1 protein-coding gene is annotated in these 718 nt (G+C 45.0%); it reads right to left on the reverse strand.

Translation table 11 applies throughout. The features are described 5' to 3' along the window. Window positions 1–659 (reverse strand): hypothetical protein (locus R7Q11_RS26225; RefSeq protein ID WP_225467004.1); only part of this gene is annotated, 659 nt, incomplete at its 3' end. Between the last annotated feature and the right edge of the window lie 59 nt (window positions 660–718).

Consider the following 718-nt stretch of genomic DNA (forward strand, 5'->3'; position numbering starts at 1 on the left):
GGACATTTATTAGAAACTGCAACAATGGGCGCGACAATATCACTAATGTGATTGTCAGCATCACCCCAATCAGCAAGCCCAGAATCCACCATAGCAACTTCGTTTGCCACACTACGCTGTTGCTCTGCTTCTTCAGCTTGATTTCTGCATTGAGCATCTTCTGAGTTGCTTTCGATAGCTCGCCCTTGTTCTTCTGATGTTCCGATCTTATCGACTTCTCCAAGGCGTTCAGACTGTTCGTTACGCTGATCAGGTGACTGGGTAGCATGTTCAGCTTTTCCGTTACCTGCTGGATCTGGTCTAGATTCCTGTTGCTCTGTTGCTGCGTCTCTTTCACTGACTGCATTGAGCCTTTGCTTGATTGTTTGTGCTGCTGCGATAAGCTTCGCACTTTGTCTGTCTTGCTCATAAATCACCACTTCTTTTAAGTTCTTATAGGTGTACTTCGCCCCAAGATCGGAGCCTTTAAATTTAATGCCTTGATACTCAAAGGCGAAACCGTTTAATCGTCCAGTGCTGGCAACGTTCGGGATAACTGTTGCTCCTGCCGCTTCGCATCGTTCTATAAATGCAAAAACGTCCAGCTTATCTGTAAGTGCTTCATTTAAAATGTTTTGCAATGCTGCTCTTGCTGGCACTTCCCCTGTCCTCGCTGCCATTTGGATCTCATTTGATGTGAGAGATTTTTCTTGTTTACGCTCTTCAAAAGTTGGAGTTA

The organism is Vibrio sp. 970 (assembly GCF_033339075.1).